The sequence below is a fragment of the Brevibacillus brevis genome, assembly GCF_031583145.1.
In the GTDB taxonomy this organism is placed as follows: Bacteria; Bacillota; Bacilli; order Brevibacillales; family Brevibacillaceae; genus Brevibacillus; species Brevibacillus brevis_E.
In genome coordinates this window covers 3,546,248-3,569,175 of record NZ_CP134050.1, presented here as the reverse complement: position 1 = coordinate 3,569,175, position 22,928 = coordinate 3,546,248, and the positions used below count along the sequence as shown (strand labels likewise).

At 50.8% G+C, this 22,928-nt stretch carries 24 protein-coding genes; 23 read left to right on the top strand and 1 reads right to left on the bottom strand.

Annotated elements, in window-relative coordinates:
* Nucleotide 1 precedes the first annotated feature (1 nt).
* Entirely contained in the window at nucleotides 2-310 is a 309-nt protein-coding gene (locus tag RGB73_RS17715; RefSeq protein ID WP_310764045.1) for a protease inhibitor I42 family protein, read from the bottom strand.
* A gap of 470 nt (nucleotides 311-780) precedes the next feature.
* On the opposite strand from RGB73_RS17715, the gene RGB73_RS17710 reads away from it, so the two are divergent.
* From RGB73_RS17710 to fliI, 23 genes are all read left to right on the top strand, one after another.
* Complete coding sequence (locus RGB73_RS17710) at nucleotides 781-1,503, top strand: EAL domain-containing protein (RefSeq protein ID WP_310764044.1); 723 nt, start codon at nucleotides 781-783, stop codon at nucleotides 1,501-1,503.
* Nucleotides 1,504-1,530: 27 nt separating this feature from the next.
* Nucleotides 1,531-1,887, top strand: coding sequence for a hypothetical protein (locus RGB73_RS17705; protein WP_310764043.1), 357 nt, complete (start codon nucleotides 1,531-1,533; stop codon nucleotides 1,885-1,887).
* Nucleotides 1,884-2,696, top strand: a complete 813-nt coding sequence (locus tag RGB73_RS17700; RefSeq protein ID WP_310764042.1) for a GGDEF domain-containing protein — start codon at nucleotides 1,884-1,886, stop codon at nucleotides 2,694-2,696. The genes RGB73_RS17705 and RGB73_RS17700 overlap by 4 nt, the downstream gene beginning before the upstream one ends.
* A 159-nt stretch (nucleotides 2,697-2,855) precedes the next feature.
* Complete coding sequence (locus RGB73_RS17695) at nucleotides 2,856-3,170, top strand: YbjQ family protein (protein WP_310764041.1); 315 nt, start codon at nucleotides 2,856-2,858, stop codon at nucleotides 3,168-3,170.
* An 84-nt stretch (nucleotides 3,171-3,254) separates the two neighbouring features.
* Nucleotides 3,255-3,587 carry an SCP2 sterol-binding domain-containing protein gene (locus RGB73_RS17690; RefSeq protein ID WP_310764040.1) on the top strand — a complete coding sequence of 111 codons (333 nt, stop codon included), beginning with the start codon at nucleotides 3,255-3,257 and terminating at the stop codon, nucleotides 3,585-3,587.
* 81 nt (nucleotides 3,588-3,668) lie between these two features.
* Nucleotides 3,669-4,562, top strand: a complete 894-nt coding sequence (locus RGB73_RS17685) for an AlbA family DNA-binding domain-containing protein (RefSeq protein ID WP_310764039.1) — start codon at nucleotides 3,669-3,671, stop codon at nucleotides 4,560-4,562.
* A 42-nt stretch (nucleotides 4,563-4,604) separates the two neighbouring features.
* Nucleotides 4,605-5,663 (top strand): hypothetical protein, encoded by a 1,059-nt coding sequence (locus RGB73_RS17680; RefSeq protein WP_310764038.1) that lies wholly within the window; start codon nucleotides 4,605-4,607, stop codon nucleotides 5,661-5,663.
* Nucleotides 5,664-5,849: 186 nt separating this feature from the next.
* The gene (gene sucC, locus RGB73_RS17675; RefSeq protein WP_310764037.1) at nucleotides 5,850-7,010 is read left to right on the top strand and encodes an ADP-forming succinate--CoA ligase subunit beta; all 1,161 of its coding nucleotides are present in this window, start codon (nucleotides 5,850-5,852) and stop codon (nucleotides 7,008-7,010) included.
* Between the two features lie 120 nt (nucleotides 7,011-7,130).
* Complete coding sequence (sucD, locus tag RGB73_RS17670; RefSeq protein ID WP_310764036.1) at nucleotides 7,131-8,033, top strand: succinate--CoA ligase subunit alpha; 903 nt, start codon at nucleotides 7,131-7,133, stop codon at nucleotides 8,031-8,033.
* Between the two features lie 125 nt (nucleotides 8,034-8,158).
* A complete protein-coding gene (gene dprA, locus RGB73_RS17665) occupies nucleotides 8,159-9,268 on the top strand; it encodes a DNA-processing protein DprA (RefSeq protein WP_310764035.1) in 1,110 nt (369 codons plus the stop codon).
* A 108-nt stretch (nucleotides 9,269-9,376) separates the two neighbouring features.
* Nucleotides 9,377-11,455 (top strand): type I DNA topoisomerase, encoded by a 2,079-nt coding sequence (gene topA, locus RGB73_RS17660; RefSeq protein WP_310764034.1) that lies wholly within the window; start codon nucleotides 9,377-9,379, stop codon nucleotides 11,453-11,455.
* Nucleotides 11,456-11,485: 30 nt separating this feature from the next.
* Nucleotides 11,486-12,805, top strand: coding sequence for an FADH(2)-oxidizing methylenetetrahydrofolate--tRNA-(uracil(54)-C(5))-methyltransferase TrmFO (gene trmFO / locus RGB73_RS17655; protein WP_310764033.1), 1,320 nt, complete (start codon nucleotides 11,486-11,488; stop codon nucleotides 12,803-12,805).
* Nucleotides 12,806-12,860: 55 nt separating this feature from the next.
* Complete coding sequence (gene xerC, locus RGB73_RS17650) at nucleotides 12,861-13,802, top strand: tyrosine recombinase XerC (protein ID WP_310764032.1); 942 nt, start codon at nucleotides 12,861-12,863, stop codon at nucleotides 13,800-13,802.
* A gap of 17 nt (nucleotides 13,803-13,819) precedes the next feature.
* Entirely contained in the window at nucleotides 13,820-14,362 is a 543-nt protein-coding gene (hslV, locus tag RGB73_RS17645; protein ID WP_310764031.1) for an ATP-dependent protease subunit HslV, read from the top strand.
* 21 nt (nucleotides 14,363-14,383) lie between these two features.
* Nucleotides 14,384-15,778, top strand: a complete 1,395-nt coding sequence (gene hslU, locus RGB73_RS17640) for an ATP-dependent protease ATPase subunit HslU (RefSeq protein WP_310764030.1) — start codon at nucleotides 14,384-14,386, stop codon at nucleotides 15,776-15,778.
* A 47-nt stretch (nucleotides 15,779-15,825) separates the two neighbouring features.
* The gene (gene codY, locus RGB73_RS17635) at nucleotides 15,826-16,605 is read left to right on the top strand and encodes a GTP-sensing pleiotropic transcriptional regulator CodY (protein WP_310764029.1); all 780 of its coding nucleotides are present in this window, start codon (nucleotides 15,826-15,828) and stop codon (nucleotides 16,603-16,605) included.
* A gap of 373 nt (nucleotides 16,606-16,978) precedes the next feature.
* Entirely contained in the window at nucleotides 16,979-17,392 is a 414-nt protein-coding gene (flgB, locus tag RGB73_RS17630) for a flagellar basal body rod protein FlgB (RefSeq protein WP_310764028.1), read from the top strand.
* 2 nt (nucleotides 17,393-17,394) lie between these two features.
* The gene (flgC, locus tag RGB73_RS17625) at nucleotides 17,395-17,853 is read left to right on the top strand and encodes a flagellar basal body rod protein FlgC (RefSeq protein ID WP_310764027.1); all 459 of its coding nucleotides are present in this window, start codon (nucleotides 17,395-17,397) and stop codon (nucleotides 17,851-17,853) included.
* Nucleotides 17,854-17,869: 16 nt separating this feature from the next.
* Nucleotides 17,870-18,169: a flagellar hook-basal body complex protein FliE gene (fliE, locus tag RGB73_RS17620; protein WP_310764026.1), complete on the top strand. Its 300-nt coding sequence runs from the start codon at nucleotides 17,870-17,872 to the stop codon at nucleotides 18,167-18,169.
* Between the two features lie 30 nt (nucleotides 18,170-18,199).
* The gene (gene fliF, locus RGB73_RS17615) at nucleotides 18,200-19,783 is read left to right on the top strand and encodes a flagellar basal-body MS-ring/collar protein FliF (RefSeq protein WP_310764025.1); all 1,584 of its coding nucleotides are present in this window, start codon (nucleotides 18,200-18,202) and stop codon (nucleotides 19,781-19,783) included.
* A gap of 12 nt (nucleotides 19,784-19,795) precedes the next feature.
* Nucleotides 19,796-20,809 carry a flagellar motor switch protein FliG gene (fliG, locus tag RGB73_RS17610; RefSeq protein WP_310764024.1) on the top strand — a complete coding sequence of 338 codons (1,014 nt, stop codon included), beginning with the start codon at nucleotides 19,796-19,798 and terminating at the stop codon, nucleotides 20,807-20,809.
* Nucleotides 20,793-21,611 (top strand): flagellar assembly protein FliH, encoded by an 819-nt coding sequence (fliH, locus tag RGB73_RS17605; protein ID WP_310764023.1) that lies wholly within the window; start codon nucleotides 20,793-20,795, stop codon nucleotides 21,609-21,611. Before fliG ends, fliH begins: the two co-directional genes overlap by 17 nt.
* Nucleotides 21,608-22,927 carry a flagellar protein export ATPase FliI gene (gene fliI, locus RGB73_RS17600; protein ID WP_310764022.1) on the top strand — a complete coding sequence of 440 codons (1,320 nt, stop codon included), beginning with the start codon at nucleotides 21,608-21,610 and terminating at the stop codon, nucleotides 22,925-22,927. The genes fliH and fliI overlap by 4 nt, the downstream gene beginning before the upstream one ends.
* The last annotated feature ends 1 nt before the right edge of the window (nucleotide 22,928 follow it).

The window sequence follows — 22,928 nt, the reverse complement described above, 5'->3', positions numbered from 1 at the left end:
CTCAAGTAATCGTTACGATCGTGAAGTCAAAGCTTCCGCAATCGCCCGCATCCCACGGGCGGCAGTATTTCATTGCGATGGAGGTCATCCCCTTTTGCAGGGCATGAAAGGTGAAGAGTTGATGACCGCTCTGTCCGATGCGGGATGGCGACGTGGGAGGGACGTACTCGTTCGCGGCCAAGGATAGATACTGATTGTCCAATGGATTGGACAAAAACCATTGATAGCCCGTACTTGGATTTGATGCAAACGTAAGAACAAACGAATGACCTTCCGAAACGCGGATGGAATGAGTTTTTGATTGTGCCATGGCTTCCTCCTTCCCCCTTTCTCCTTTCCCATCAGCATATGTCCCTGGGGCCAGCCGGGTGTTTGACGGCTGGCCTGATCCCCATGGAGGTGAGTCTGCTTGAGTGGGATTCCCTTCCATATTTTTACGAAATCATGACAATCCCGACTTGTTTATATTTTTTTATAGGCAATTAGCATCATTTGGAAAGGAATTTGCAAAAAAATGGCGAATGATTAGGGATAAAGACACAAAATGTCGAACCGAAAAGGCGGGATTCGTGAGCGAATATTCCTGTCGTTTTCGTGAGAAGGAAATCGGCAAGGGTTTCAAGGCCGAATCGTTATGATCGCAACTATTTGTTTTCGTATATGGATCACTTCCCGGCAATGTATAAAAGGCAAGCCTGCCACTGTTGCTCCTCTCGATCGGGAGAAGCTTTTTCTTTGTGTTCATCTTTTGCTAGGAATGAGAAAGGGAAAGGAAAACTAATGGAAAGCATTGCGAACTTATTTGAAAAACAGGAATACTACCATGTATTTCAACCGATTTGCAGCCTACCGGGGAAAAAGCGAATGGGGTACGAAGCCCTGCTCCGAAGTTCAAGAAATGCAAATCCGGAGGAGCTGTTTCAGACTGCAAAAGAACAAAAAGAGCTTTTGGAGTTCGACACGCTGTCCATGTATTACGCGCTCCGGTCGTTCTTTCAGTCTCAAAAGCGCTATCGCCACGAGCTTCTGTTTGTCAATATTTTTCCTTCCACGATCGTTGACGAAACTTTCCCTGCTTTCATTCAAAAGCTCTCCGCGGACTATGCACCGTACCAGAACCAGATTGTGCTGGAGATCAACGAGTCGATCATGGAAGGGAAAATATGGAACGAACCGCTTTTTTTGAAGAGAATTGCCAAATTGCGGGAGTGTGGGTTTCTGATCGCGTTGGATGACGTCGGGGATGGAACGACCACTTTTCGCAAAATACTTGAAATTGCGCCCGATTTCATCAAAATAGATCGTTTCTTTTCGCAAGATTTGTCCCGTTCACAAGAAAAGCAGAAAGTAGTCAAGCTGTTCGTAGATTTTTGCAGGGATGATGCGCAGCTGATTCTAGAAGGAGTCGAACAGGAAGAAGATTTTGCCTGCGCAGCGGGGCTTGGGGTTGCGATCGGGCAAGGGTATTTATTCGGAAAGCCCGGCAGACTGCCCGGCGAATGAATGCCCGGATGGAATGGAGGTATACAAATGATTGGTGAAAATAATGTCTCGTCACGGAAAGCAACGTTAACGCTAAAAATATCCGAATTTGAAGTTCCGCCTATGCAGGATTTGCTGATTATTGGCCGTCGGGCGCCGATTGGACCGGAAGCGGTCAGGAGGATGGCGGAAGCGCTGTCTCCTGAGCAGTTCACTCTCATCAAAATGGATCACCCGAAAATTGAAGCGGTCCTTTTACGAAATTCTCTTCTGCAGATGATCGATGAAAAAAGGCTGATGACCATCATTTTGGAAGAAGCAGAACGAATGATCAGCGATTCGATGGTTCTGCGCTCGGAACTGAAGATTGCAATGTCCGTCCAGCGGGAGGTAGACCTGTTATGAAACTCTCGGAAATCATGACAACGGCGATTTGCACCATTAGCTCTGACAAAAGTGTGCAGCATGCGGCAGAGAAAATGAACGAATACAGCACAGATACGCTGGTTGTTGTGGATCACGGAGTACTGACGGGAATCCTGCTGTCGAGGCATGTGCGAGCAGCCCATCCCAACCGGATCGTGGCGGATGCAATGGCAGACCCTCCACCTCCCATGTCTCCGGAGCAAAACGTATGGGAAGCCCATGACTTTTTTGAGAATAATGACACCGACCTCGTACTGGTGATGGATCAGGAGAGGTTGATAGGTGTCGTGACCAGGGAGGCTGTCCAGATCAAACTGGCGGAATGGCTCGATCCATTGACCGGTTTATACCGCGCTCCTTTCATCCTATGCGTAGGGGAAAAGCTGTTAAAAGAGCAAAGACCGTTCCATCTGTTTTTCATCGACGTGAATGAGTTTGGAAAAATCAACAAGAAATACGGCCACCCGTTTGGCGACGATGTCATCCGGACATTCTCCGCTGTTCTGTCCTCGATGGTCCTGGACAAGGACGACTACCTTTGCCGCTATGCAGGCGACGAATTCATTTTGATTACTTCCGCTTCGGAAGAGCGGGTCGAGCAGCAACTGGGGCTGATTGAGCAGCCGATGGATATTTGCGATATACAAGTCTCTGCGGCGATCGGGCATATCGACGGATTTCGCGAGCCGGGCTTTTGCTCGACTCCGTTGCGGGAACACATCGCGAGAGCCAGTCTCCTCTCGACGGCAGCCAAGACCAAAAAGATCTCGCCAGCCGCTGCCATCTGATAAGGGGAGCAGGGAAGCTTTTGGGAATAGTCTTTCGCTTGAAGGCATACACTTTTGGATGATAAGGTTACATGACTGGATAAAAAATGTAACTTGTCAAAGGATCAATCGTAAACAAAGAAGAGAAGTAAACAACTGATTATACAGGAGGCATTCCCCATGATTGTTTCTACGACAAGTACGTTGCAAGGCAGAGAGATCGAAGCCTATCTGGATATTGTCAGCGGCGAGGTCATTATGGGCGCCAACGTGGTGCGCGACTTCCTGGCCGGCATTACGGACATTATCGGGGGAAGAAGCGGTACGTACGAAAACAAGCTGGCAGAAGGGCGCGAGGTAGCGATCCGCGAGATGAAGGAGAAAGCCCGAGCGCTGGGGGCAAACGCAGTGATCGGGGTCGATCTCGACTTCGAAACGCTCCGTGAAGGAATGATGATGGTCATCGCGACAGGAACCGCTGTTCGTGTCAAGTAAGCCGGGTTTACCGGCTTTTCTTTTTTCACCCCAAAATGAGCATCTCGCATTAGACGACTTCAAACAGGGGAAGGTGTAGGTTTCGTGTCTGTTGAGCAAACACTTGCGGATCTGGTGGAAAAAATAAACAGGGAGCCCCAAGTGATTCGCGGTTTTCAAGCTGTATACCACTTGTTCGTGAACGGGGAAGGAGGAGGGAATTTTCAGTTGACCCTTTGCCAAAATCGAGCTGCGTATACGAAAGGGACTCCGGATGAGGCTACGTGCACACTTGAGCTTTCTGACACAAATTTTATCAGATGGGCGGAAGGCAAGCTGAATCCGACTGTAGCTTTGGTGACCGGCCAGTTGAAAATCAAGGGGGACATGGGCTACTCTCTGATGTTCCAGATGATTCTGAATGGCACTCGCTCATAATTCACTAGTCAAGCTCCAAAGGCTTACTGTAAAATATGACCAACGATCTACGGTTTGAAAATTTGACGAACGAGGGGAATCATGCGCCATATTTGCTCCTTTGTAGCAGTAGTGACTCAGTGGGAAGAACAATGTGTGCGTTTTGACTTGTATCAGGAGACCAGGCGGGGGAGTGTGGAGCGAGAACTTCTCAGACAGCACGCTGCATTGCCTCGGCATTATTTCGACTACCTGCTGCATTCGGGAGTCATGGAGGCCGAGTGCGAGCCGCCGTATCAGACTGGTCTCGCGAGGCCTGCTGCCATCGGGATGAACATCCGTTCACTCGGCAGCACTGTTTTGTTTGACATGTGTTTCTCTCCACAGACGTATAAATTGTGGCAGAACACGGATGCAGTATTGGAAGATCTCGCGCTGTCCGCAGATCTGTTCGAGGAATACGTCTACCGACTGGGGGCGATCAGCAGGTTTCGCTACTTGGGAAGAGTAGACGACCCTCTTGTGGCGACTCAGCTCGGAGAGAATGACATGATTGAATTCAAACGCGACTTTTTGTTGTCGAAAAGCGGAATCATCAAGACGATTGTGGCGTTTGCCAATTCAAACAACGGTAATTTGTTCCTGGGCATTACGGACGAAGGCGTCATAACCGGGGTCAATCACGAAATCGAGCAGTACGGGGACCCGGACAAATACTTGCTGGCCATCACGCAGTACATCCAGGACAAAACGTCGCCGCTGCTATCGCCGTTCCCCAAAATCTCACTGAAGAAAGTCAAGGATCAGTACGTGGTTGCCATCTTTGTGGAGGTCGCATCGGAATTGATCTGTGGGTTGGACAAGAACGGAGACAAATTTGTGGTCATCCGAACCAACAATCGTTCGGTCGTGGTGAAGGATCCCCATCAAATTGGGGAAATTTACGTAAAGCGTAAGCTTGGCAGCGAAATCAGCCGTCGCTTGGGACTTCTTTGACGCAGGGGTCTTGCAGACGGCTACATAAAGGAGGATTTCTTCATGAAATCGTCTTTTCGTACCTACTTGTTTTCGCTCATGGTGGCGTGTGCAATGGTAACGGGTTGTGCGCAAAACGCAAAAGTGACCGATGCGGACATGCGGGAGCGGATCCGAACCGAGCTGGGGACCGTGGACAAAGTAACGGTGATGTCGACAGACGGTCAGGAAGTCGCCCTGGACTTGCCCACATTTTTGAACGAACTGCAAGGTCAAGGGAAGGATCTCCAGCTGTCGAACGAGCCGCTGAAGCAGGAGGAAGCCCGGTTCACGCTTGTTTTGTACCGGAAACAGCTGGCACCTCTTGTTGTCACTGTGGGAGAGAAGGCGAGCCAGTTCGGAGAAAATACGTATCGAGGTACTGGAGCCGCCACATTTTATCAATGGGTGCATCGCTTGACAGGGAAGGGGCTGTTGGCCATGCGAGCCGACAGCATTTTGCTGAGCGCGGAGGATCTCACCTTATCACGGGTACTTCAGGATAAAGAGACGACGTATATCCAAGCCGTACTGGGCAAGGCGGTTCCTGAAACGGAAATGCCGCAGAGCCAACACCCTTTGTATCCGTACTACAAATTGCGTCTTGACTCTGCAGAGCGTCCGTTGGAAGTAACCGTGTTGACGCCTACGCTTATCTCGGTTCCATTCGGGAGGGACACGCAGTATTTTCAGGTGGACGGATCCATGTTTTCCCGCTTGACGGAATACTTGGTACCGAAGGAAAATCCGGGGCAACCGATCGAGAAACTTTTTAAGGCAACGAATATTCGGGCGGAAGCGACCGGAGAGATGCGTGTGAACGAGAGGAATCTGGATGTCACCCAGAGCACGGTCGAGCAAGGGAAAGCTCATCAGATTGTTCGACTGTTGAAGACAGGGGTACGGCTGGGCGATGCGCCGAAGCAAGTCGGTCCGGAGCAATACCGGGTTCACTTTCGCGTAAACGGGGAGGAGCGGACTGTCATTTTCTACGAGCGCCATTTTTGTATCGACCAAGTATGGTATGGGCACAGTCAGCTGCAAAAGTCAGTCTGGAAGTTATTAGAACCTGCGCAAAAATAAGGATTGCCCTTATGAACCGGAAGCAGAATGGTCACGATAAAGAGAACATATGACTACCACTTTTGCGATTTTTGTCGTAGAATAGGTACTGTTGCACTGATAGTGGCGATAATGACTGGAACAGTCTTTTGTTTATGTATCAGTCATTGCGCCTGCTGATCTTTATCTGCCATAGGAGGATGGAGAATGAACATTCATGAGTATCAAGGTAAAGAGATACTTAAGCAGTACGGTGTGAAAGTTCCGGAAGGCCGCGTAGCTTTCACTGTAGAAGAAGCTGTCGAAGCCGCAAAAGAACTCGGCACACAAGTATGTGTAGTAAAAGCGCAAATTCACGCAGGTGGCCGCGGTAAGGCCGGCGGTGTGAAAGTGGCAAAAAATCTGGATGAGGTGCGTACATACGCCCAGGAAATCCTCGGAAAAGTACTGGTTACTCATCAAACCGGCCCAGAAGGTAAAGAAGTAAAACGTCTTCTGATCGAGCAAGGCTGCGATATCAAGAAAGAATACTACGTAGGTGTGGTCGTTGACCGTGCAACCGGCAGCGTAGTGATGATGGCATCCGAAGAGGGCGGTACAGAGATCGAAGAAGTTGCAGCCAACACTCCGGAAAAAATCTTCAAAGAAGTAGTCGATCCAGTAACTGGTTTGAATATGTTCCAAGCTCGTCGACTGGCTTATGCGATCAACATTCCAAACGAGCTGGTCAACAAGGCTGCCAAGTTCATGATGAGCTTGTATCAAGCATTTGTAGACAAAGATTGCTCTATCGCGGAAATCAACCCTCTGGTTGTTACCGGCGACGGAGAAGTAATGGCACTCGATGCCAAACTGAACTTCGACAGCAACGCGCTGTATCGTCACCCTGACGTAGTGGCAATGCGCGACCTGGATGAAGAAGATGAAAAAGAAATCGAAGCTTCCAAGTTCGATCTGTCCTACATCGCCCTCGATGGCAACATCGGCTGCATGGTAAACGGTGCAGGTCTGGCAATGGCTACCATGGACATCGTGAAGTTCTACGGCGGCGATCCTGCAAACTTCCTTGATGTAGGCGGCGGCGCTACCGAAGAGAAAGTAACCGAAGCGTTCAAAATCATCCTGCGCGATGAAAAAGTAAAAGGCATCTTCGTCAACATCTTCGGCGGTATCATGAAGTGCGACGTCATTGCAAACGGTGTCGTGAACGCTGCGAGACAAATCAAATTGGACAAACCGCTGGTTGTTCGCCTTGAAGGTACCAACGTAGACCTCGGAAAGAAAATCCTGGGCGAGTCCGGTTTGAACATCGTAGCTGCTGAATCCATGGCAGACGGCGCTGAAAAAATCGTTGCTTTGGTGAAGTAATCGAAGCGGTCTGATACGTAAGAATAACGTAGCGGAAAGCTTTCATGCGCTCCGGAAATTTATAAGTGCCCTGCGCTTATAAATTCCTACACGTCATAAAAAAGGTGGGAAAAATACGCGATGAGTATTCTCGTTAATAAAAATACAAAAGTAATTACGCAAGGGATTACGGGTGCAACTGGTCTGTTCCACACTCGCGGTGCCGTTGAATACGGTACACAAATGGTGGGTGGTGTGACACCAGGTAAAGGTGGCACTGAGGTTGACGGTATTCCGATTTTCAACACCGTAGCAGAAGCAGTCGAAAAAACGGGTGCAAATGCATCTGTTATCTACGTTGCTCCTCCGTTTGCAGCTGACGCGATCATGGAAGCGGTTGACGCTGAACTGGATCTGGTGATCTGCATTACGGAAGGGATCCCGGTTCTGGACATGGTGAAAGTGAAACGCTACATGGAAGGCAAGAAAACCAAGCTGATCGGACCGAACTGCCCTGGCGTCATCACCCCAGGCGAGTGCAAAATCGGTATCATGCCAGGCTACATCCACACTCCGGGTAAAGTGGGTATCGTATCCCGCTCCGGTACCTTGACGTACGAAGCGGTTCACCAAACTTCTACCCGCGGCATCGGTCAATCCACTGCTGTCGGTATCGGTGGGGACCCTGTAAAAGGTATGGAGTTCATCGATGTACTGAAAATGTTCAACGAAGACCCAGACACCGAAGCGGTTATCATGATCGGTGAAATTGGCGGTACCGCTGAAGAAGAAGCAGCAGAATGGATCGCTGCCAACATGAAAAAGCCGGTTGTCGGCTTCATCGGCGGTCAAACTGCGCCTCCAGGAAAACGCATGGGTCACGCTGGTGCAATCATTTCCGGCGGAAAAGGTACAGCTGCTGAAAAAATCGCGAAGCTCGAAGAATGCGGCATTCGCGTAGCGAAAACTCCAGCTGTCATTGGCGAAACACTCGTTGAGCTGCTGAAAGAACGCGGCATGCTCGACAAAGTTATGAATAAATAAGGTTTGGGGTTGAAAAAGGTGGGCAAGCAGCGACTTGTCTGCCTTTTTCTTTTTGAACGGACTTCTGTCATTGGTTAGAATAGCTCCTAAGACCATTGGATAGGAGTAAGGGGAGGGGTCCGAACGTGTCGAAGCATGGCTTGCAGGAAAGAGACTGGCTGTACGTGCTTGGAATGGTACCGGGATTGGGCAGGAAGCGGCTGCGGGCGATATTTGACGAATACGGGTCGTTTGCCGCGGCGGTAGCTGACTGGCAGACGGTAGAAAGACAGTGGAAGCTGCCCGGAAAGGTTTCGCAGCAAGTACGCGAACATATAAAGGAAGAAACAGCTCGTTTGTTTGTCGAACAAAGAAACAGAAGGGACATCCAGTACCTTTGCTTTCTGGACGATGACTTTCCCGACAAGCTTCGGCACATTCCCGATCCTCCGCTTACGCTGTTTTGCAAAGGCGAGAGTGACCTTTTGCACCAACCGGCGATCGGTGTCGTAGGATCGCGGAAGCCCACTCCGTATGGGAGGGCGAGCTGCGCACATCTGGTCAAAGACCTGGCACGGCAAGGATTGGTTATCGTGTCGGGACTGGCCTATGGTATTGATGAAGAAGCGCATCAGACGGCACTGAGGGCAAATGGAAAGACAATTGGCGTTTTGGGATGTGGAATGAACCATGTTTATCCAGCCGGGCATCGCTCCTTGTACAAGAAAATTGAGTCTTTAGGCCTGCTCGTCTCCGAATATCCGCCCGAGACGCCTCCGGTGGCAGGTCTTTTTCCGGAGCGCAATCGCATTATCAGCGGATTGAGTCTTGGCGTTCTCGTGGTGGAAGCAGCAGAAAAGAGCGGATCGCTGGTGACGGCGGATTGCGCATTGGAACAGGGAAGAGATGTTTTTGCCGTCCCTGGTCCGATTTTTTCATCGGTCAGTGCAGGGCCGAATAACTTGATCAAACAAGGTGCAAAGCTAGTAACAACGAGTGCGGATGTCTTGGAGGAGTGGGCGCACATGCTCCCGAAGCAGGCCGCTGCGTGTGAGGAACAATCGGCCCACGGCGAGCAGCTCGAGGATCATGAGCGGGAAGTTCTGCGAGTCTTGTCCCATGAAGGAACCCACCTGGATGAAGTGGCTTTGCTGCTGCGGCCGGAGGCGGTGAGGATGCTGCACCGAAGTCTTTTGACGCTGGAAGCGAAAGGGATGGTTGCCAGCCTTCCGGGCGGGTATTTCGCGAGACGTTAAAGCCTGCCTCGGCTTCCTCCGCTTCCCGTGCGCCTTGCAAGTGTTTGACAAACCGGATAAGCATATTTAATAATAGGGAAGATTCCTTACTAAAAGGGGAGGAAAAAAATGGCTGATACGCTCGTAATCGTAGAATCCCCTGCGAAAGCGAAAACCATTGGAAAATATCTGGGTAGCAAATATATTGTCAAAGCATCGATGGGACATGTGCGCGACCTCCCGAAGAGTCAGACGGGTGTGGATGTGACACGTGGCTTTGAACCCAAATACATAACCATTCGCGGCAAAGGGGACGTATTGAAGACCCTGAAAGATTCCGCCAAAAAAGTGAAGAAAGTATATCTGGCGGCTGACCCGGATCGCGAAGGGGAAGCAATTGCGTGGCATTTGGCTCAATACCTGGGGTTGGATTTGAACCAGCCGCTTCGCGTTGTGTTTAATGAGATCACGAAGGACGCCATCAAGGAAGCGTTCAAACACCCGAGACACATCAATATGGATTTGGTGAACGCTCAGCAGGCCCGCCGCATTCTGGACAGATTGGTCGGGTACAACATCAGTCCGATCTTGTGGAAAAAAGTGCGCAAGGGTCTTAGTGCCGGTCGGGTGCAATCCGTTACCGTCAAAATGATTATGGATCGGGAGCGGGAAATCCAGCAATTCATTCCGGAAGAATACTGGACGATCACAACGAAGCTCATCAGCAACGGAAAGGACTTTGAGGCCAAATTTTACGGCTATGGGGATGAAAAGGTTGAACTGAAGTCGGAGGCGGATGTTCAGGAAGTCTACAAAAGGATGGCGGATCAACCGTATGTCGTTCAAAAAGTAACGAAACGCGAACGCAAGCGGAATCCGGCACCTCCTTTCATCACCAGTTCCTTGCAGCAAGAGGCAGCCCGAAAGCTTAATTTCCGTACAGCCAAAACCATGCGAATTGCTCAGGAGCTCTATGAAGGGATTGACGTCGGCGGCAAAGAGGGCGCAGTCGGTTTGATTACCTACATGCGTACAGACTCCACCCGGATTTCTGCTACCGCGCAAGAGGAAGCAAAAGCATACATACAAGAAAAGTTTGGAAGCGAGTACGTCTTGTCCGAACCTCGTACTGCTGCCAAAAACGAGAATGCCCAGGATGCTCATGAAGCGATCCGTCCCACGTCGGTTATGCGTACACCGGATGAAATCAAAGAGTTTTTGTCCCGTGATCAGCTGCGCCTCTATCGCTTGATCTGGGAGCGTTTTCTCGCAAGTCAAATGTCCTCTGCGGTGCTGGATACGATGAGCGTAGACATCAAGGCAGGAGATGTCATCTTCCGGGCCACCGGCTCCAAGGTAAAGTTTCCTGGCTTTATGAAGGTATATATTGAAGGAAGCGATGACGGAAACGAGGAAGAGAGCTTTTTGCCACCGATTGAAGAGGGACAGACCCTTGAACAGAAAACCATTGAACCGTCGCAGCACTTTACGCAGCCACCTCCCAGATATTCCGAAGCACGTTTAGTAAAGACGCTGGAGGAACAAGGCATCGGTCGACCTTCTACATACGCTCCAACGTTGGAAACCATTCAAAAACGCGGCTATGTCGCCCTCGAGGAAAAACGATTTGTTCCGACTGAATTAGGAGAAATCGTCATTACCTTGATGGAGGAGTTCTTCCCGGAGATTCTGGACTTGGAGTTTACGGCCCATATGGAAAGCGGTCTGGACAGCATCGAAGAAGGGATCGCCAACTGGGTAGATGTTCTCGATGCGTTTTACGGTGACTTTGCAAAACGGGTTGCCTTCGCGGAAGAAGAAATGAAGGAAGTCGAAATTAAGGATGAAGAATCCGACGAGACATGCGAGTTGTGCGGTCGGGTCATGGTTTACAAATTGGGGCGTTATGGAAAGTTTTTGGCTTGCTCCGGGTTCCCGGATTGCCGGAATACCAAGCCAATCGTAAAAGAAACGGGAGTAAAGTGCCCGCAATGTGAAACCGGAATGATTATCGAACGTAAATCTAAAAAGAGCCGTATTTTCTACGGCTGCAACCGATATCCGGAATGTGATTTCGTCTCGTGGGACAAACCGATCGCCCGCCCTTGCCCGAAATGCTCCAGTATGCTGGTGGAAAAGAAGCGTAAGAAGCAAGGCGTGAGCATCGTCTGCACCAAATGCGATTACCAGGAAGACGCAGACTCCTGATGCGATTTTGACCATTGGAGGATATTCATCATGACACAACCTACAATTACCGTGGTGGGCGCCGGACTGGCGGGCAGTGAAGCGGCCTGGCAGATCGCCCAAGCCGGTGTCGCCGTAAAACTGTATGAAATGAGACCGAAAACGCAGACGCCTGCCCACCACACCGATAAATTCGCTGAGCTTGTTTGCAGCAACTCCTTGCGCGCCAATTCGCTGACCAATGCGGTCGGGGTGCTCAAGGAAGAAATGCGCCGAATGGGCTCGGTTATCATCGGGGCAGCGGATCGTTGTGCGGTACCGGCAGGCGGAGCTCTCGCCGTCGACCGCCACGAGTTCGCGGAGTATGTGACCGATGCAGTCCGCAACCACCCGCTGATTGAAGTGGCAACGGAGGAGATTACGGAGATTCCGGAAGGCATCGTCGTGATCGCCACAGGACCGCTCACATCCCCCGCTCTGTCAGAACAGCTGAGAAACCTGACCGGGGAAGATTATCTCTACTTTTACGATGCGGCTGCACCAATTCTGGAGAAGGACTCGATCGACATGGAGAAGGTGTTCGTGGCTTCCCGCTACGACAAGGGGGAAGCTGCCTACTTGAACTGCCCCATGTCGGAAGAAGAATTCAACCGTTTCTACGAGGAACTGATTGCAGCGGAAGCAGTGCCGCTCAAGGAATTTGAGAAAGAAATCTTCTTCGAAGGCTGCATGCCGATCGAAGTCATGGCAAAGCGCGGTCGTCAGACGATGCTGTTTGGCCCATTGAAACCTGTCGGGCTGACCGATCCGCGAACGGGCAAGCAGCCGTATGCGGTCGTCCAGCTACGCCAAGACAACGGAGCCGCTACCCTGTACAACATCGTCGGCTTCCAGACGCATCTGAAATGGCCGGAACAAAAACGCGTATTCTCCTTGATACCGGGTCTGGAAAACTGCGAGATCGTCCGTTACGGCGTCATGCACCGCAATACCTTCATCAACTCGCCGAAGCTGCTGAAACCGACGTATCAGTACAAGGATCGGGACACGCTGTTCTTCGCAGGGCAAATGACCGGCGTGGAAGGGTATGTAGAATCCGCAGCCTCCGGTCTGCTGGCGGGAATCAATGCAGCCCGCTTGGCAAAAGGCGAAGAGCTGCTAGTCCTTCCTCCCGAGACAGTCATGGGAAGCATGGCCCGATATATCACGACAGCAGATTCGAAGCATTTTCAGCCAATGAATGCGAATTTCGGACTCGTTCCGGAGCTTCCCACGCGTATTCGCAACAAACGGGAAAAGAACGAAAAACTCGCTGAGCGGGCGCTAGATACAATTCAGAATTTTACACAAGAACGACACAATTTACGTTGATATCCGTTTTTCGACTGTGTTACTATATAGGTGCTTCGAGGAGGGTGCATCCCGTATGGACATTTCGCAACAGCTCGCATCTGAAGTTGCGATGTTTACCCGTTATTTGCAAGTAGAAAAAAACGCCTCTCCTCACACGGTGAAGCAGTATGTGGCAGATATCCGCGAATTTGTCGCCTTTATGGAACAGCACCAAATCACCGCATTTGCTGCTGTTTCTTATTTGCATGGTCGCTCCTTTCTCGCGCATCTGGCGAAAAAAGGCCTCTCCAGGCGAAGTATTGCCCGCAAGCTTTCCAGTTTGCGCAGCCTGTTTCGTTTTTTGTTGCGTGAAGGGTTATTGGAAGGGAATCCATTCCAACTCGTTTCGACTCCCAAAATGGAGAAGAAACTTCCTACCTTTTTGTATCCACAAGAAGTTCAAGCATTTTTGGATCTGCCGGATATGACGACTCCACTCGGGGTGAGAGATCGGCTGATTTTTGAACTGCTGTACGCGAGCGGCATACGAGTCACGGAGCTGGTTACACTCTCCGTAGATGCGATCGATCCAAACATGGGTGTCGCGCTCGTATACGGAAAAGGGGCAAAAGAAAGGTATGTGCCGGTGGGAAGTTATGCTTGCGACGTTCTTCGGCAATACCTAGAGTATGGAAGACAAAAGCTTCTGGCTGGTCTCAAGGATCATGGATATCTACTGGTCAACTACCGTGGTGAGCCGTTGTCTGACAGAAGCGTTCGCCGCGTGATCGACAAATACGTCGAAACGCACGCGCTCCATCTGCATGTGTCTCCGCATACGTTCCGCCATACATTCGCCACCCATATGCTAAATGGAGGCGCTGACCTTCGGACGGTGCAGGAGCTGCTCGGACACGTGAATGTTTCGACGACACAGGTGTATACGCATGTGACCAAGGAGAGGCTCCGCCATGTATACAACACCGCTCATCCGCGTGCGGGTACGCGCGATACCGGTTCCGCCAATCGTACATAGAACGGGAGGAATCAGTCATGGAACAATTTCATGCCACAACGATTTTCGCCATACAGCATAATGGGTCAGTCGCGATGGCCGGAGACGGTCAAGTCACTTTTGGCAACAGCATGGTCATGAAGCACGGCGCAAAGAAAGTGCGACGGCTTTACCGAGGCGAAGTCCTGGCTGGTTTTGCCGGATCGGTGGCGGATGCCATTACGCTCTTCGAAAAATTCGAGGGCAAGCTGGAGGAGTACCACGGCAACCTTCAGCGTGCGGCCGTCGAATTGGCAAAGGAATGGCGCATGGACAAAGTGCTGCGCCGCCTCGAAGCAATGATGATTGTACTCAACAAAGACCACTTGTTGCTGATCTCGGGCAACGGTGAAATTATCGAACCGGATGATGGAATTTTGGCGATCGGCTCCGGCGGCAGCTTTGCACTCGCTGCTGGACGGGCACTGAAAAAATACGCTCCCCATTTGAGCGCACGGGAAATTGCGGAAGCATCTCTTCTCACGGCTGCGGAAATATGTGTTTTCACGAACACCAACTTGGTTGTGGATGAAATCCAATAGAGCATAAGGGAGGACGTTTACGTGCTGAATCTTGAGCAACTAACCCCGCGTAAGATCGTTGAGCATCTGGACAAATACATCGTCGGGCAAGCACAAGCCAAGAAAGCCATCGCCGTTGCCTTGCGCAACCGTTATCGCCGCAGCCGCTTGCCGGAGCAAATGATTGAAGAAGTCGTCCCGAAAAACATTTTGATGATCGGTCCCACTGGCGTCGGAAAAACGGAAATCGCCCGCCGGATCGCCAAGCTGACGGGCGCCCCGTTTATTAAAGTAGAGGCGACAAAATTCACGGAAGTGGGCTACGTCGGCAGAGATGTGGAATCCATGGTTCGGGATCTGGTCGAAGCCTCGATTCGTACCGTGAAGCAGGAAAAAATGGAAGCAGTCAAAGAGAAGGCGGAAAAGCTCGCAAACGATGCCATTGTGAACGTCCTGGTTCCATCGCGCAAGCAGCAAAGCTCGTTTAAAAACCCTCTCGAAATGCTTTTTGGAGGGCAAAACCAGCAGACTCCCGCACAAGAGCCGGAGGACGCTTCCATCGAGCAGCAGCGCAGACAAGTATCGTGGCAGCTTGCGAATGGCCAATTGGAAGACCAGATGATCGAGATTGACGTCGAGGATCAATCCCCTACGATGTTTGACATGTTCCAGGTTCCGGGTACAGAACAAATGGGGATGCAAATGCAGGATATGCTTGGCAGCCTCCTGCCAAAACGGACGAAGAAACGAAAATTGCGAATAAAAGATGCACGAAAGGTATTAATTCAGCAAGAAGCGCAAAAACTGGTGGATATGGATGAGGTCACGCAGGAGTCGATTCGCCGGGCGGAAAACCACGGGATCATCTTCATCGACGAAATCGACAAGATCGCGGGCAAAGACGGCCGTGGTCCGGACGTTTCCCGAGAAGGTGTGCAACGGGACATCTTGCCGATTGTAGAAGGCTCTACCATCATGACCAAGTACGGTCCTGTCAAAACCGATTACATCTTGTTCATAGCTGCCGGCGCTTTCCATATGGCGAAGCCGTCCGATCTGATACCGGAGCTGCAAGGACGCTTCCCGATCCGGGTAGAGCTCACCAGTCTTCGAGTAGAAGATTTTGTGCGGATTTTGACAGAGCCGAAAAACGCGCTGCTGAAACAGTACATCGCCCTCCTGGAAACGGAAGGGATTCGGGTGGAGTTTACGCCGGAAGCCATTTCCGAGCTGGCCAGTCTCGCAGCGGAAGTGAACCAGAGCACCGACAATATCGGGGCCAGACGCTTGCATACCATCTTGGAAAAGCTGCTGGAAGACTTGTCGTTTGAGGCTCCCGATATTCACCTGGAGGTCGTGCAAATCACCCCTGATTACGTCAAGCAAAAACTGGGTACTATCGTAGGGAATAAGGATTTGAGCCAATATATCCTGTAAAGGGACGTTAGTGCAAAGCATCACCTATACATTGGGAGGAAATACAGATGGATCTTTTGTCGAAAACAAGAAGAATTAACCGCATGCTGCAAAAATCTGCAGGGCATGCCGTAAACTTCAATGAAATGGCGCAAGTTTTGAGCGATGTCATCGAAGCGAATACATTCGTAGTCAGCCGCAAAGGGAAGCTGCTCGGGTTTGCCATCCATCAAGAAATGGACAACGCCCGTATCCGCAAAATGCTGGAAGACCGCCGATTCCCGGAAGAATACAGCCAAGGACTGCTGAAAGTCGAAGAAACCTCCGCCAACCTGGACGTAGAAAGCCCATACACGATTTTCCCTGTGGAAATGAAAGAGGTATTCCGCGCCGGTTGGACCACGCTCGTGCCGATCATGGGTGGAGGAGACCGCTTGGGTACACTGATTCTGGGCAGAATCAACGATCAGTTCGTCGATGACGATTTGATTTTGGCAGAAGTAGGGGCCACGGTAGTAGGCATGGAAATTCTGCGCGAGCGCTCTGAAGCGATTGAGGAAGAAGCTCGCAGCAAGGCCGTCGTACAAATGGCGATTGGTTCCCTGTCTTACAGCGAGCTGGAGGCAGTCGAACATATCTTTGAAGAACTGGAAGGCAAAGAAGGTTTGCTGGTCGCTTCCAAAATTGCCGACCGCGTAGGAATTACCCGCTCCGTGATCGTAAACGCGCTCCGCAAGCTGGAGAGCGCAGGCGTGATCGAATCCCGCTCTCTGGGTATGAAAGGTACGTTTATCAAAGTACTGAACGAGAAGCTGTTGCCAGAGCTGGAGAAGTTGAAAACTTCGTAAATCCCTTCACGAAAAATTTAATGTTCGTTAAAAAAAGGTGCAGCACGAGAGCGTGCTGCGCCTTTTTTCATGGGACCATAGTCCTGTTTTCAACAATTTGTGACATGATTTTACGTCGGTATCGCAATGGAACCCGGGACATATAGCTTTCAAATATATGGGATTTTTCCATGGGGAAATGTAAAATGTAGTAAAAAATCAGGAAAGAACAGGCATTTAGTGCCATTGAATCATTTTGAAAATCGTCATGAAAAGGGGCTTTTTTCGGTATAGCAGTTTTGCTATGATTGATTCGTATCTTGGATGTCGAATATGGAAGAATTATAGCGTTTTTGCGAAATCGAGTTGGTAATGAATGGGGGAGAAAAAGCCGATGCTGGGAAGCTATCATATGCAGGTCCTGGAGCGATCAATGGATGCTGCAAACCTTAGAAACAGAACGATCGCGAACAATCTAGCTAACATCGATACCCCTCAATACAAGAGCCAGCAAGTCGTATTCGAAGAGTACCTTCAGCAGGAATTATCTGGCGCACGGGGACAGCAAAAGTTGGAAGCATATCGCACCAATGAAAAGCACATACCATTTGCCAATGCGGGAGGTTTTGCAACTCCGCAAATCGTTTCCAACCCAAACAACTTTGTACAAAATAACGGGAACGATGTCGATTTGGAAGCGGAAGAAACCGAATTGGCCAAAAACCAGATTTGGTACAGCGGTTTGACTCAACTAACGGCCGGAGCGTACCAAAAAATACGAAGTGTCATTGACGGCGGAGGGAAATAGGGATGAGTCTCTTTCAGGGAATCAACACGAGTGCATCTGCACTGACTGCTAATCGGCTTCGCATGGATACGATCGCTTCGAATATCGCGAATGCCGAAACAACCAGAGCGAATTTCGTGAATGGCGTTTGGCAGCCGTACCGGCGAAAAATGGTGGAACTCTCGCCGAAATCCGGTGAGTCGTTCGAAAACTTGCTGCAGGCGGCAGTAGGAAACGTGACCGGGAAAAATGGCAGCCAAGGCGTGCGGGTAACAGCAATCAAGGAAGACGAGACACCGTTCAAACTGGTGTACGATCCGTCCCACCCGGACGCAGACAAAGAAGGTTATGTCCTGATGCCAAACGTCGACGTGATGAAGGAAATGGTGGACATGATCTCTGCTTCCCGATCGTACGAGGCCAATATTACGGCTTTGAACGCAACGAAAAACATGATGATGAAAGCCTTGGAAATCAGGTAAAGAGGAGAAGTAATCGATGGAAATCCATTCGCTATCCCAAATCACACCGATTCAGACGGCAGGAGTAGCCAAGACGCAAACACCTGCTGATGTAACGAAAGATTTCGGCGCCTTTTTATCGGATGCTCTGAACCAAGTGAATCAAGCCCAAGTGGATTCTTCGATCTTGGCAGACAAATTTGCAGCTGGACAGATTGACAACATCGACCAAGTAATGGTGGCAGGATTAAAAGCTTCGAACATGTTGCAGATGACCTTACAGGTACGTAACAAGGTGATCGAGTCTTATCAAGAAATCATGCGCATGACGATATGATTGTTGTTGGTATCCTGTGAGAGGTGAATCATGAACGAACGTATAGCAGTATTCAGAGAACAGCTTGCGTCAAGATGGAACCAGTTTTCCAAAAAGCAAAAATGGATGATCGCAGGAATATCCTTGTTTCTGCTCATCTCACTCGGGCTATACATATACATCGCGGCGCAGCCGGTATATACACCGCTTTACAATCAAAAGCTGAGTGAACAGGAAATCGGGAAAATCAAACAAGAGCTGGAAAGTGCAAAGGTTCCGTACCGGATTACCGGCAATGGAACGAGCATCGAGGTGCCGGAAAAAATGGCACAGGATGTGATTGTGGATTTGGCAGCGCAAGGCATACCTAGCGAGGCTGGCATCAATTCGGAGATCTTTTCCAATACGCTCGGCGTCACGGATCGCCAGTTCGATGTGATGAAAAAGGAAGCCCTTCAACAAGAACTGCGCAAAATGCTGGAGCGGGTGAAGGGTGTGCGAAGCGCACAGGTCATGATCACGCTGCCGGAAGAAAGCGTTTGGGTAACAGAAACCCCCGATACGGCTACCGCTTCGGTCATCGTCGATGTCGAGCCGGGTACGACCCTGGACCAAAAACAAATCAACTCGCTTTACCTGCTCGTTTCCCGAAGTGTGCCGAAGCTGCCGATGGATGCCATCGCCATTACGGACCAGTACTCCAATCCTTTGGAGCGCGCGGATGAAAACGAAAGCGAAGGAACGCTCACCGGTTTTAATCAACAAGAAAAAATCAAGGCTGAAGTGGAAAAGAATATTCAGCAAAACCTGTACAATCTGCTCGGCACCATCATGGGTAGAGACAAAGTAATTGTCCATACGTTTATTAAAATGAACTTTGACAAGGAAAATCGCGTAGAAAATCTCGTGGAAGCTCCTGACAAAGAAAATAACGAAGGACTTATTATTTCCTCTCAAAAATTATCCAAAACGTTCTCGGGTCAAGGCGCACCTCCGGGAGGAATTGCCGGTACGGGCGCAAGCGCAGTCCCCAGCTATCCTGCAAGCACCCCGCAAGGCAGCAACAGTGACTACGAAGAATTGAACGATACGATCAACCGGGAAGTAAACCGAATTACGCGAAACATCACACTGAGTCCATACAAAATCGAAGACGTCACGATCAATGTGGGCGTGGAGCCTCCAGACGGCGGCCAGCTCGATGATGCGACGGTAGAGAGCATCAAGCAAGTATTGCGCAATGTCGTACGGGTTACCTTGAGCAATCAAGGAATCGATTTGACTCAAGATGAACTGGACAAGCATATTTCCGTCCTGCCGCGTCAATTCTCTGGAAAAGTAGCTGCGCAAGACTCCAATTCGCTTAGCCCCACCGTTCTTTGGACAGTCGGCGGTATTGCAGTTCTGGCGCTCGCAGCGGTCGCATTCCTCATTCTGCGGAGAAGAAGTCAGGTCAAACAGCAAGAAGAAGAGGCTCCGGACTTGCTGTCATCGTCCCAGCCTACAGAAATTCCTGACTTGATATACCAGGAAGACGGAGATCAGGTGGTCGTCAGGAAGCAGCTGGAAAAACTGGCGCGAAGCAAGCCAGAAGAGTTTGTCGTCCTGCTTCGTACATGGCTAGCAGAAGATTAAGGAGTGAAAAGTATGGCTCGCGGCGCTAAAGAGTTGACTGGTCGACAGAAGGCGGCTATCTTGCTCATCTCACTCGGGCCGGAAATCTCCGCCCAAGTGTTCAAACACTTGCGTGAAGACGAGATCGAGCAATTGACGTTGGAAATCGCCAATGTTCGAAAAGTAGATAACGATGAAAAAGACAAAATCTTGGCTGAGTTCCACCAGATCGCAGTGGCAAAAGAAGTGATCGCGCAAGGCGGAATTACATACGCCAAGGAAATTTTGCAGAAGGCCTTGGGCGAGACAAAAGCGATGGATATTATCAATCGCCTCACCGCCAACTTGCAAGTGCGGCCATTTGATTTCGCCAGAAAAGCGGACCCCGGCCAAATCTTGAACTTTATTCAAAATGAGCATCCGCAAACGATCGCATTGGTCTTGTCCTATCTTGAGGCACAGCAGGCGGCGATGATCTTGTCGGCTTTGCCGCAAGAACGCCAAGCAGAAGTAGCGAAGCGGATTGCGATGATGGACAGCACATCTCCGGAGGTAATTGCACAAGTCGAGCAAGTGCTGGAGCAAAAGCTTTCCGCTACAGTCACCCAGGACTACACCCAGGCCGGCGGTATCGAAGCCATCGTGGCGGTACTCAACGGTGTCGATCGCGGTACCGAACGTACCATTCTGGACTCGTTGGAGATCCAGGACCCCGAATTGGCGGAAGAAATCAAGAAGCGCATGTTCGTATTCGAGGACATCGCAACGTTGGACAACCGTTCCATCCAGCGCGTCATTCGCGATGTAGAGAACGCAGACCTCCAGCTTTCGCTCAAAGTGTCCAGCGAGGAAGTACGGGAAGTTATTTTCCGCAACATGTCGAAACGGATGGCGGACACCTTCAAAGAAGAAATGGAATTCATGGGTCCTGTCCGTCTGCGCGACGTCGAAGAAGCTCAGTCCCGCATTGTTGCGATTATCCGCCGTTTAGAGGAGGCTGGTGAGATCATCATCGCTCGCGGTGGAGGAGATGATATCATTGTCTAGAATCATCAAAGCCTCTTTTTATCAGCCTTCTGACGATTCCGTGCTCCTTTCTGTGACACCTGTACCACTAAAGACGGAAGTTGATCCGGAAAGGTTGCAAGAAAATCAAAAAATTTTAAGCGCGGCTGAGGAAGAAGCGCAAAACATCATACGGGACGCGGAAGAATCCGCTCAAAAAATATTGCAGCAGGCAGCCCAGCAGGCCGAGGAGATCAGGCGTCAGGCGATGCAGGAGGTCGAGCTGTGGTGGGAACAAAAGCGCACAGAAGCAGAAACACTGTTTCAAAACGTTCACGAAGAAGCGTCTAGCGCAGGACATCTGGCTGGCTATGAAGCGGGGAAGCAGCAGGCATACGAGGAAGAATCGAATGCTGTTGGACAAGCCCGCACGGTGTTGGAGAGTGCGTTTGCTGAAAAACAGCGCATTGTAGCGGAAGCGGAGCCGTTCCTGGTGGAGCTCAGCATCGAGGTGGCGAAAAAAGTGATTGCGGCAGAGCTGGCACAGGCACCGGAGAAGGTCCTGGAAATCGTGAAGCGAGTGATGAGCCGCTCGAGAGTCCACGGACACATCACGGTATGCGTCAATCACAAACATTTTGACTTCGTACAAGAACATCGGGCGCAGTTGCTTGAGCTGCTGGATGGCCAAGCGGAGCTTTCGATTTACCCGGACTACACCGTACAAGATGACGGATGTGTCATTCGCACCCCTCTCGGAAGCGTCGATGCACGCATTGATACGCAATTGACGGAAATCAGGCAGGCACTGCTTGAAATCGCGCGAGGAAGTGAAGCGCCATGAGCATTCTCGATCTGTCCAAATACAAACACGCCTTGCTCGGGCTCGATCCGATGCGTGTGAATGGAAAGGTCACGCAAGTCGTCGGACTGACAATCGAGTCGCAAGGCCCCGAAGTCAAGCTCGGGGAAATTTGCCACCTGTTTCCAAGCAACAGCCGCGAGCCGATCATCGCAGAAGTAGTCGGGTTCCGAGAAAACAAGGTACTGCTCATGCCGCTTGGCGAGCTCGAGGCGATCGGCCCGGGGTGCGATGTCGTCGCGACGGGGCGTTCGCTGGAAGTCAAGGTCGGTCCTGAAATGCTCGGCTCCGTCTTGGACGGACTGGGGCGGCCGTTTCAAGGCACACTGCCAGTGGGACTGACCTCCTTTCCGACGAACAACCTGCCGCCCAATCCGATTTTGCGCCCGCGAATTCAAGAAGCGTTGAGCGTAGGTGTCCGAGCCATCGACGGACTGCTGACCATCGGGAAAGGCCAACGCGTAGGTATCTTCGCCGGATCCGGTGTCGGAAAGAGTACCTTGATGGGAATGATCGCGCGCAATACGACGGCAGATATCAATGTGATCGGATTGATCGGGGAACGCGGTCGGGAGGTCATGGAGTTTATTGAAAGGGATCTGGGGGAAGAAGGATTAAAGAAATCCGTTGTCGTCGTAGCCACATCGGACCAGCCCGCCATGATCCGGATCAAAGGCGCCATGATTGCCACGTCAATCGCTGAGTATTTCCGTGATCGCGGCATGAACGTCATGCTGATGATGGATTCCGTCACCCGTTTTGCCATGGCCCAAAGGGAAGTCGGGCTGGCCATTGGTGAGCCCCCTGCAACCCGTGGGTACACTCCGTCCGTTTTTGCATTGCTGCCGAGGCTGATGGAGCGGGCGGGTACAGCGGATCGCGGTAGCATTACCGCCTTTTACACCGTGCTCGTAGATTCGGATGACATGAACGACCCGATCGCCGATGCGGTTCGCGGGATTCTGGACGGACACATCGTTTTGGACCGGAAAATTGCGCAAAAAGGACATTTTCCTGCGATTGATGTACTCGCCAGCGTAAGCCGGGTCATGACGGAGATCGTAAGCGACAGCCATCTGGAAGCGGCCCGTCAGTTGAAAAAGCATCTGGCCACCTACACGGAAGCAGAGGACCTGATCAACATCGGAGCCTACAAACCGGGGACGAACCGGGAGATCGACGCTGCGATTCGCTACAGGGACGTCATCCGCGATTTTACGGCACAGGGTACGCACGAGTCATCTACGTTGCAAAGTGCTATCAAAGCGTTGACCGCGAATTTCGGGGGAGTGAACTAAC

Coding starts and splice junctions, on each gene's coding strand:
- RGB73_RS17715 (WP_310764045.1), bottom strand. CDS start 310: ATGGCACAATCAAAAACTCATTCCATCCGCGTTTCGGAAGGTCATTCG.
- RGB73_RS17710 (WP_310764044.1), top strand. CDS start 781: ATGGAAAGCATTGCGAACTTATTTGAAAAACAGGAATACTACCATGTA.
- RGB73_RS17705 (WP_310764043.1), top strand. CDS start 1,531: ATGATTGGTGAAAATAATGTCTCGTCACGGAAAGCAACGTTAACGCTA.
- RGB73_RS17700 (WP_310764042.1), top strand. CDS start 1,884: ATGAAACTCTCGGAAATCATGACAACGGCGATTTGCACCATTAGCTCT.
- RGB73_RS17695 (WP_310764041.1), top strand. CDS start 2,856: ATGATTGTTTCTACGACAAGTACGTTGCAAGGCAGAGAGATCGAAGCC.
- RGB73_RS17685 (WP_310764039.1), top strand. CDS start 3,669: ATGCGCCATATTTGCTCCTTTGTAGCAGTAGTGACTCAGTGGGAAGAA.
- RGB73_RS17680 (WP_310764038.1), top strand. CDS start 4,605: ATGAAATCGTCTTTTCGTACCTACTTGTTTTCGCTCATGGTGGCGTGT.
- sucC (WP_310764037.1), top strand. CDS start 5,850: ATGAACATTCATGAGTATCAAGGTAAAGAGATACTTAAGCAGTACGGT.
- sucD (WP_310764036.1), top strand. CDS start 7,131: ATGAGTATTCTCGTTAATAAAAATACAAAAGTAATTACGCAAGGGATT.
- topA (WP_310764034.1), top strand. CDS start 9,377: ATGGCTGATACGCTCGTAATCGTAGAATCCCCTGCGAAAGCGAAAACC.
- trmFO (WP_310764033.1), top strand. CDS start 11,486: ATGACACAACCTACAATTACCGTGGTGGGCGCCGGACTGGCGGGCAGT.
- xerC (WP_310764032.1), top strand. CDS start 12,861: ATGGACATTTCGCAACAGCTCGCATCTGAAGTTGCGATGTTTACCCGT.
- hslV (WP_310764031.1), top strand. CDS start 13,820: ATGGAACAATTTCATGCCACAACGATTTTCGCCATACAGCATAATGGG.
- codY (WP_310764029.1), top strand. CDS start 15,826: ATGGATCTTTTGTCGAAAACAAGAAGAATTAACCGCATGCTGCAAAAA.
- flgB (WP_310764028.1), top strand. CDS start 16,979: ATGCTGGGAAGCTATCATATGCAGGTCCTGGAGCGATCAATGGATGCT.
- flgC (WP_310764027.1), top strand. CDS start 17,395: ATGAGTCTCTTTCAGGGAATCAACACGAGTGCATCTGCACTGACTGCT.
- fliE (WP_310764026.1), top strand. CDS start 17,870: ATGGAAATCCATTCGCTATCCCAAATCACACCGATTCAGACGGCAGGA.
- fliF (WP_310764025.1), top strand. CDS start 18,200: ATGAACGAACGTATAGCAGTATTCAGAGAACAGCTTGCGTCAAGATGG.
- fliG (WP_310764024.1), top strand. CDS start 19,796: ATGGCTCGCGGCGCTAAAGAGTTGACTGGTCGACAGAAGGCGGCTATC.
- fliH (WP_310764023.1), top strand. CDS start 20,793: ATGATATCATTGTCTAGAATCATCAAAGCCTCTTTTTATCAGCCTTCT.
- fliI (WP_310764022.1), top strand. CDS start 21,608: ATGAGCATTCTCGATCTGTCCAAATACAAACACGCCTTGCTCGGGCTC.